6 protein-coding genes are annotated in these 7253 nt (G+C 42.3%); 4 read left to right on the top strand and 2 right to left on the bottom strand.

Going from position 1 to position 7253, the window contains the following annotated elements; translation table 11 throughout:
• Positions 1 to 277: 277 nt before the first annotated feature.
• Both A1019T_RS04780 and A1019T_RS04775 read right to left on the bottom strand, forming a co-directional pair.
• Positions 278 to 853, bottom strand: a complete 576-nt coding sequence (locus A1019T_RS04780) for a hypothetical protein (RefSeq protein WP_143514081.1) — start codon at positions 851 to 853, stop codon at positions 278 to 280.
• 248 nt (positions 854 to 1101) lie between these two features.
• Positions 1102 to 1965, bottom strand: coding sequence for a D-Ala-D-Ala carboxypeptidase family metallohydrolase (locus tag A1019T_RS04775; protein WP_244156541.1), 864 nt, complete (start codon positions 1963 to 1965; stop codon positions 1102 to 1104).
• 310 nt (positions 1966 to 2275) lie between these two features.
• On the opposite strand from A1019T_RS04775, the gene rodA reads away from it, so the two are divergent.
• The 4 genes from rodA (at position 2276) to A1019T_RS04755 (ending at position 7127) form a co-directional block, all read left to right on the top strand.
• Positions 2276 to 3418: a rod shape-determining protein RodA gene (rodA, locus tag A1019T_RS04770; RefSeq protein WP_077450655.1), complete on the top strand. Its 1143-nt coding sequence runs from the start codon at positions 2276 to 2278 to the stop codon at positions 3416 to 3418.
• A gap of 244 nt (positions 3419 to 3662) precedes the next feature.
• Positions 3663 to 4931, top strand: coding sequence for a putative DNA modification/repair radical SAM protein (locus A1019T_RS04765; RefSeq protein ID WP_077450654.1), 1269 nt, complete (start codon positions 3663 to 3665; stop codon positions 4929 to 4931).
• Between the two features lie 43 nt (positions 4932 to 4974).
• Positions 4975 to 5832: a TIGR03915 family putative DNA repair protein gene (locus A1019T_RS04760; protein WP_077450653.1), complete on the top strand. Its 858-nt coding sequence runs from the start codon at positions 4975 to 4977 to the stop codon at positions 5830 to 5832.
• Between the two features lie 107 nt (positions 5833 to 5939).
• Positions 5940 to 7127: a glycosyltransferase family 4 protein gene (locus A1019T_RS04755; protein ID WP_077450652.1), complete on the top strand. Its 1188-nt coding sequence runs from the start codon at positions 5940 to 5942 to the stop codon at positions 7125 to 7127.
• Positions 7128 to 7253 lie beyond the last annotated feature (126 nt).

Genomic DNA, 7253 nt, shown 5'->3' with positions numbered 1-7253 from the left:
TGCTCAAAACTTAACGCATTGACATAGTTCCACACGAAGTTTACCGAACCGCTTAGCTGATTCAGCTCTTTTATGTGCTTGTCTTTAATGCGTAGTTTGAGGGTTTTCATGCCTTTAGTATGGCAAGTTTAATTTTGACTTACAACCCTTTAACGACTTCTTACGACAGTGTGTGTCGCCTTATATCCACCCCCTGAAGTGGGTGGTTTTACGGCGACTGGTGATAAAAAAAGCCAACAAGGTGTCTTTTTTTATTAAAAGCAAATGAAGGGGTTTATTATTGAATCTGTATAGTCACTTCATAATCTACCGGCTCATACCTCTGCTCAATACCTTCATAGCTCAAACGTATGACATATTTATCCGCTTGATTAACCAAATAACTACCATTAGCAAAGTCGTAATAAATAGGGCTGATTAAGTTGGCAGCCATATGCTTTGGATAACTCTCAATGGATATACTCTGCCCTTTCTTCGGATAAAGGTAGTAATCACAATAAGAATCTTGCATCACTTCATTTTTACGAACTACTTTTGTTGAACCTACTGGTAATTCAACAAGCTTAGGGCAGGTGTCTTGCTTAGTCGCCGCCAATTTGGCTTTATCAATAGTAACAGAGCCACTACTCTCTACTTCCTGCTTTGCTTGTACAGGATCTAACTGAGCTCTTTGCGTTAAAGATGGCAAGCTAGGCCCTTCAATTCTAGGTAATCCTGAATCTGTTATGTCTTGCCATTCTTCGTTGGTCTGGGCTGTATGCAGTAGGCTATCAGCAGGCTTACAAGCCATAACTGTAGTCACTACCACGAAACAACTTAATATAGCCAGATACGATGACGATCTTATATTCAAATCTTATGCCTCAAATAGTATATGCCTTCTTATGTCTTACAATGACTTAAAAATGAATGATTTCACATAAAGGATTTAAGGTTATGAGTTACAGACAATTTAATGAAGGAAAGTTTAGCCAGCGATAACGGTGTCTTAACTAAGACATCATTTTTTCTGAATGCAAATTGATAATAGCAACTGGCTTAACACATATTATACACGATTTTTACATAAGTATTAAGAATAATATCAGAATAGAGATTGACTTAATTTAAATAGCGACAATAAGAGCCTGAGTCAGAATTTTCCGCGCCCCAATATCGATATCCTTGGGTGTCTAAATGAATAGCGCCCGTAGCATATAAACCCAGACCAAAGTTATATCTCTGACCTTGGCTCGACCAAAACTGACACAGTCTTTCTTTCATACTATTTATATACCAAGGTTGGCCTTCATACTCGGGCACCCAAATATCAATGGCCCCATTACTCATATGCTTACTGGCCGCGGCTCCTCCAGCACAAGCATTCAAGGAGGGTGAACGATAAGTGGATCTAATTTCAGCGGTCGGAGGTAGAATCCCTTGCTTCTTTAAATCCTCATAGAGTCTCAAGGTTGCTACCATATTTGACCAAAGCTCATTAGGGGGAAGCTGATACTGCTCGTAACCACAACGCTCCCAACTACGGGCCGTGGTTAACAGCTGATCAAAAGGGGGGACAGCCGGCTCACCCAAATAATTGGCTAAATAACGCTTATATTGAGCAACCTCATTGGCTCGATAGCTATTGCTATTTAACCATTGCACATAATAATAGTTGGTTTCACCGAAGTTTGAGGATTGGTCATAGTTTGGCGAAGGGGCGCCGCCATAAGGACGAATACTAGTATTTTGCTCAATAGTCAGTCGATCCGACTGATACGCTTGATCGGATTCTCGAATTAAGTTACCCAAACGATCGGTTTTAGCGGTCTGACGGGTCACTACTTTTTGAGAGCGATTATTGTTATTAACCACCCTTACCTGTCTTTGCTCATTAATATTAGCCCCTGATGACGACTTTGGGGCTGTGGAACAGCTGGTGCTTAACAGAGCAAGTGATGCAATGATGCCTAAAGAGTATTTCATCGTGCTTTTCATAGCTTGGTAGTTTCCAGTCATATTATTATAGTTAATGTAGTCAATACGCAGTCGCAAGAGTTAGCCAGTAGAATAGGTTGTAAATGTGGGATAAAGATAGAGTATTGATACTATCAAATTTGCCACAGTCACGCTAAACTATAGCGTCTCACTTCTTACCAAACTATTGCTGCTATTTAGATAATTTGATATCTAGATGTCTAAAGCAATACTGCCCTTAGTAAAATGAGTAATTCTGGTGATAATATCAGGTGATTAGAACCCCTCTCCCTCTGCGAACTCAATGATAAGCTGCCTTATGTCAAAGCAACAACAGTATCGATTTTCTCGACAAACTCATCATTTTGGCCGGGATGATAGCACTAGCATCTGGGAACGTATTCATATTGACCCCTGGCTGATGCTGCTTCTGCTCACCTTGAGCTTTATTGGTTTGGCTATTTTATATAGTGCGTCCACTCAAGATGTGTCCATGATTATTCGCCAATCGGTCAGCTATTTACTGGGCTTCACCGTTATGATTGGTATGGCTCAGATTCCGCCCGGTGTTTATCGAAACTTCACCCCATTTTTTTATGTTATCGGTCTCTTTTTATTGATTTTGGTAGAGCTGATTGGTGAAGTACGTATGGGTGCGCAGCGCTGGATTGGCATTCCAGGCTTTGGTAGTGTCCAGCCCTCTGAATTCTTAAAACTGGGGCTGCCCATGATGTGTGCTTGGTATCTGTCTGGACGCGATTTACCGCCCAATATTGTCACCGTATTCTCAACCCTTGCTATAATCGTTTTGCCAGTATTACTCATTGCCAAACAACCAGACCTAGGCACGTCACTACTGGTGGCCGCCAGCGGAATATTTGTATTGTTTTTGGCAGGATTGCCTTGGTGGATGATTGGCTCAGCTGTGGCGATGATGATCCCTACAGTATGGGTGGGCTGGACTTTTTTGATGCGCGATTATCAAAAACAGCGGGTATTAACTTTATTTAATCCAGAAGCTGATTTGTTAGGGGCAGGTTGGAACATTACCCAGTCAAAAACAGCCATTGGCTCGGGAGGTCTGACCGGTAAAGGCTATTTGGAGGGCACTCAGTCGCACCTACACTTCCTCCCTGAAGGCCATACTGACTTTATTATCGCTGCTTTTTCTGAAGAATTCGGCCTGTTAGGGGTTAGCGTGCTGATGTTTATTTACGCTTGTATTTTGGTACGCTCGTTATACATCGCGGCTATCCATGTTGATACCTTTGGTAGATTATTGGCTGGTGCTATTGCCTTATCTTTCTTCGTCTATGTCTTTGTCAATATCGGTATGGTGGGCGGCATTCTACCTGTGGTTGGGGTGCCTCTACCTTTGGTAAGCTATGGAGGAACTGCCATTATTACCTTAATGGCAGGCTTTGGGCTTTTGATGTCCGTCTATACTCATAATACTAGATAACTAAGTAATCCTAGACTCTGCCTTTGCTTATTAAACTCTACTTCTTAGACTCCTATGCCAGCTCCTCTGGATAGGAGTTTTTTATAGCCAGGTTAATTAGTTTATTTATTAATAATCCTTAATTTAATCATGACGGTTATTAGCGACACTATTTGTCGTATAGAATATAACCAACCCCCTTAATACATAGGGTCTGAACCTTATATTTGTTATCATAACTCTCTATAGTTAATAGGATAAAAATATGGGTTCAATTAATTATGAAAGGTTACAAGGCAAGTTAAATATTCTAGCCGATGCGGCTAAATATGATGTGTCTTGCTCCTCTTCTGGTAGCACCCGAAAAAACCAAGGCGGTAGCTTAGGCGATGCTTCCAAATCCGGAATTTGTCACAGCTATACTGAAGATGGCCGTTGTGTCAGTCTATTAAAAATACTGCTTACCAATCACTGTATTTACGACTGTGCCTACTGCACCTCAAGACGCAGTAACGATACCCCGCGTGCCGCTTTTACTGTCGAGGAAGTGGTAGAGCTTACCATGCAATTTTATCGCCGCAACTATATTGAAGGTCTGTTTTTAAGCTCGGGTATTTTTAAAGATGGTGATTACACTATGGAGCGTCTGGTAGAGGTGGCCAAACTGCTGCGTACTCGAGAAGGCTTCAATGGATATATTCATCTCAAAACCATTCCAGGTGCGAGCAAAGAGCTGCTGTATCAGGCAGGCTTATATGCCGACCGATTAAGTGCCAATATTGAAATACCCACAAAGTCCGGACTTGCCCTACTGGCCCCGGAAAAAAGCCATGAACAACTTCAAGCGCCACTGCAAACGGTGAAAGAAGAGATTATTACCATCAAAGAGAGCCGTAAAAAGCACAAGTCGGCCCCTAAGTTCGCCCCTGCTGGCCAAACCAGCCAAATGATTGTCGGCGCCAGTAATGAGACCGATCTACAGGTTATTCAGCTTTCTAGTCACTTTTATAAAAAATACGATTTAAAGCGCGTCTATTACTCTGGCTATGTCCCCATGCTATCAGACAGCCGCTTACCAGCTGTGGGCACCCCTGTGCCTATGGTCCGTGAAAATCGCCTGTATCAGGCGGATTGGTTGATGCGCTTTTATGGTTTCGGCGCTCATGAAATCTTAGAGCCTGACGACCCCTTCTTAGACCTAGAATGTGACCCCAAACTGGCTTGGGCCATTCGTCATCGCGAACATTTCCCAGTTAATATTCAAACCGCCCCGTATGAAGCCATTGTCCGTATACCTGGCATTGGGATTAAAACTGCGAAAAAGGTGGTTAAAGCCAGGCGCTTTAATCAAATTACGCTTGAGCATCTAAAGAAAATGGGAGCCGCGGTGAATCGAGCCAAATACTTTATTGCTACTACTGGTAAAAACGAGCACCTGGCTCATTTAACTCGGGATAATTTTAGACAGTATGTATTGGCCCAAACCCAAACCAAGTTTAAAGACCAACGCAGTGGGCAACTTGCTCTGTTTTAATTCTTAGTCCTGTTAAGCTACAAGCCTATAAGAGGATAAACAAATGCCTTTACACAGTACTCCTGCCTTAACTACTCCCACTGTTATTGTCTATGAATCGAGCTTTGAAGGCTGGCTCAGTGCTGTGTTCTATGTCTATGAGCGTAAACTGCAAAATCAGCCGTATCTACAGCTAATTGACATCAATGACTATCAGCCTTCTCTGATCGATACGGCTACTTATGTCGCTGTCGATGAAAATAAAGCCCAAAGAGTGCTAACCAAATTAAATACTTTATTGGGCCGATCAGGAATGCGCCAAATACTTTGGGGATTTTTATCTGAAAAAGCGGAGATTGGTAGCACCCTGTTTGAAGTGGTTAAATACGCTTTAGACTATCCCAATCGTCAAGTGCTGCAAGACTTAGGTAATCTGTCGGTTCTGGAGTTATCACAAACCGTTAAATCAGTGGGGCGTGAGAAGCACCGCATGGAGGCATTCGTACGTTTTGAGCATACTACCGAAGATATCTATTTTGCCCGAGTAGAGCCTGACTTTAATGTTCTGCCGTTAATTGGAGAGCACTTTCGCCAGCGTTATCAAGACCAGCAGTGGGCCATCTATGATATTAAGCGGGGTTATGGTCTTTTTTATGACCAGTCCAAAGCCGTCGATAACAAGCCTGCCGAACTACAAACCATTGTCGACGTGGCAGACGAGGTATTACTGAATCCTAGTAGCCTGCATAGCGAGCAGGAAAAACAATATCAAAAGTTCTGGCAAGGCTATTTTGCCAATATTAATATCAAAGAGCGTAAAAATCCTCGTTTACACCGACAATACTTGCCCCAGCGTTATTGGAAATATTTAACGGAAAAACAAGTCTTGCCCAATGCTGAGCATCTTAGTCAGTCACGCTAATTTACCGCTTCCGTAAATTTAACACGCACCTTGTTTTTTGCTTCATTTTCACTGACAATGTGCGCAGTCCATTGCTTTGTTATCCACTAACCTGCCCAGTTGCTATTATGAAAGTCATGCGCCTGCTCTCCTCTTTAAAGCACGACGAATCCGAGCGCGGAATTTTTCATCTTGGACGAGCTTTGGTCAAACGCGGCCACACCTCAATTATTATCTCATCAGCAGACACCGAGCATGAGCTGGTAAAACGTCTTAAACGCGATGGTAATATCTATCATCAGTTATCTCTAGAAAAGAAATCTTGGCTGTCTCTACGCCAGATTTGGCCTTTACGTCAGCTTATTGAGAAGTATCAGCCCGACATTATTCACCTGCACTCTCGTACCCCAGCTTGGATTCTACATTGGGCACTTAAAGGCGCCAAAGTAGCTAAAAAACCTATGCTGGTCGCTACCATGTATGGCTTTTATCCGTTAAATAGTTATGCGCGAGCTTTACTGAACGTCGACTGTCTGATTACTGTGTCTGATAGTGTGAGTGATTATTTATTAAAGGGATTGAAAGAGGTTAAGAATCCGCCACGATCTATCGTACGTATTTATCGCGGCGTAGATACCCGCAATTTTCCTTATCGCTATAACCCATCTGTATATTGGATTCATAGAACCTTTGCTGAATATCCTGAGCTTGAGCACAAAAAATGGTTACTGTTTCCGACCGTCATTGGACAAGAGTACGGGCAAGAGTGGCTAATTGATATCTTGGGCAACCTAAGCGAGGACTTCCCCAATCTGCACATCATTATTATGGATGACGACTCACGCCGTGAAGTGGTGCATGAAGAATTTATGCAGCGAATTAACGCTTTAGAGTTAAGAGATAAGTTCACCTTTATCGGGACCAAACACAATGACATGCGGGAATGGTTGGCCGCTTCAAACTTAGTGCTAGGTTTGGCAAATCAGCCTGAGTCCATTGGAATTAATGTGCTACAAGCCATTCATTTAGGAACCCCTGTGGTGGGATGGAACAAAGCGGCTTTTAATGAAATTTTAAAACCACTTTATCCACAAGGCTTGGTTAAAGAAGATACCGCTTATGCCTTATGCAAAGTCATTCGCATTCAATTAGAAAATGCGATGCGTCCACCTATTACTGACAAATTTACCATGCAGCAAATGATTGACGAAACCTTAGAGGTATATCGCTCTTTATCCCAGGACAGTCAATTAAAGGAGGCCAACCGCTCTGTAAAAGCAAATAGGAAGAGAGCCTTAAGAAAAGACAAAGAATAACTCTAAAATAACAGTAGAAAAGAAAAAACCCAAGTCTAGGGCAGAGACTTGGGTTTTGGGGCGCTATTTAATTGTTATTATTATTTTCCTTACGGCTAATCCTTAGCCAGACTTCTACGTAAATTC

The organism is Psychrobacter piechaudii, from assembly GCF_900162825.1.
GTDB classification, from domain to species: Bacteria; Pseudomonadota; Gammaproteobacteria; order Pseudomonadales; family Moraxellaceae; genus Psychrobacter; species Psychrobacter piechaudii.
Note: the sequence above shows the minus strand (reverse complement) of the source record. Positions and strands in the feature narration are given on the sequence as shown.

Coding starts and splice junctions, on each gene's coding strand:
- A1019T_RS04775 (WP_244156541.1), bottom strand. CDS start 1,965: ATGAAATACTCTTTAGGCATCATTGCATCACTTGCTCTGTTAAGCACC.
- rodA (WP_077450655.1), top strand. CDS start 2,276: ATGTCAAAGCAACAACAGTATCGATTTTCTCGACAAACTCATCATTTT.
- A1019T_RS04765 (WP_077450654.1), top strand. CDS start 3,663: ATGGGTTCAATTAATTATGAAAGGTTACAAGGCAAGTTAAATATTCTA.
- A1019T_RS04760 (WP_077450653.1), top strand. CDS start 4,975: ATGCCTTTACACAGTACTCCTGCCTTAACTACTCCCACTGTTATTGTC.
- A1019T_RS04755 (WP_077450652.1), top strand. CDS start 5,940: ATGAAAGTCATGCGCCTGCTCTCCTCTTTAAAGCACGACGAATCCGAG.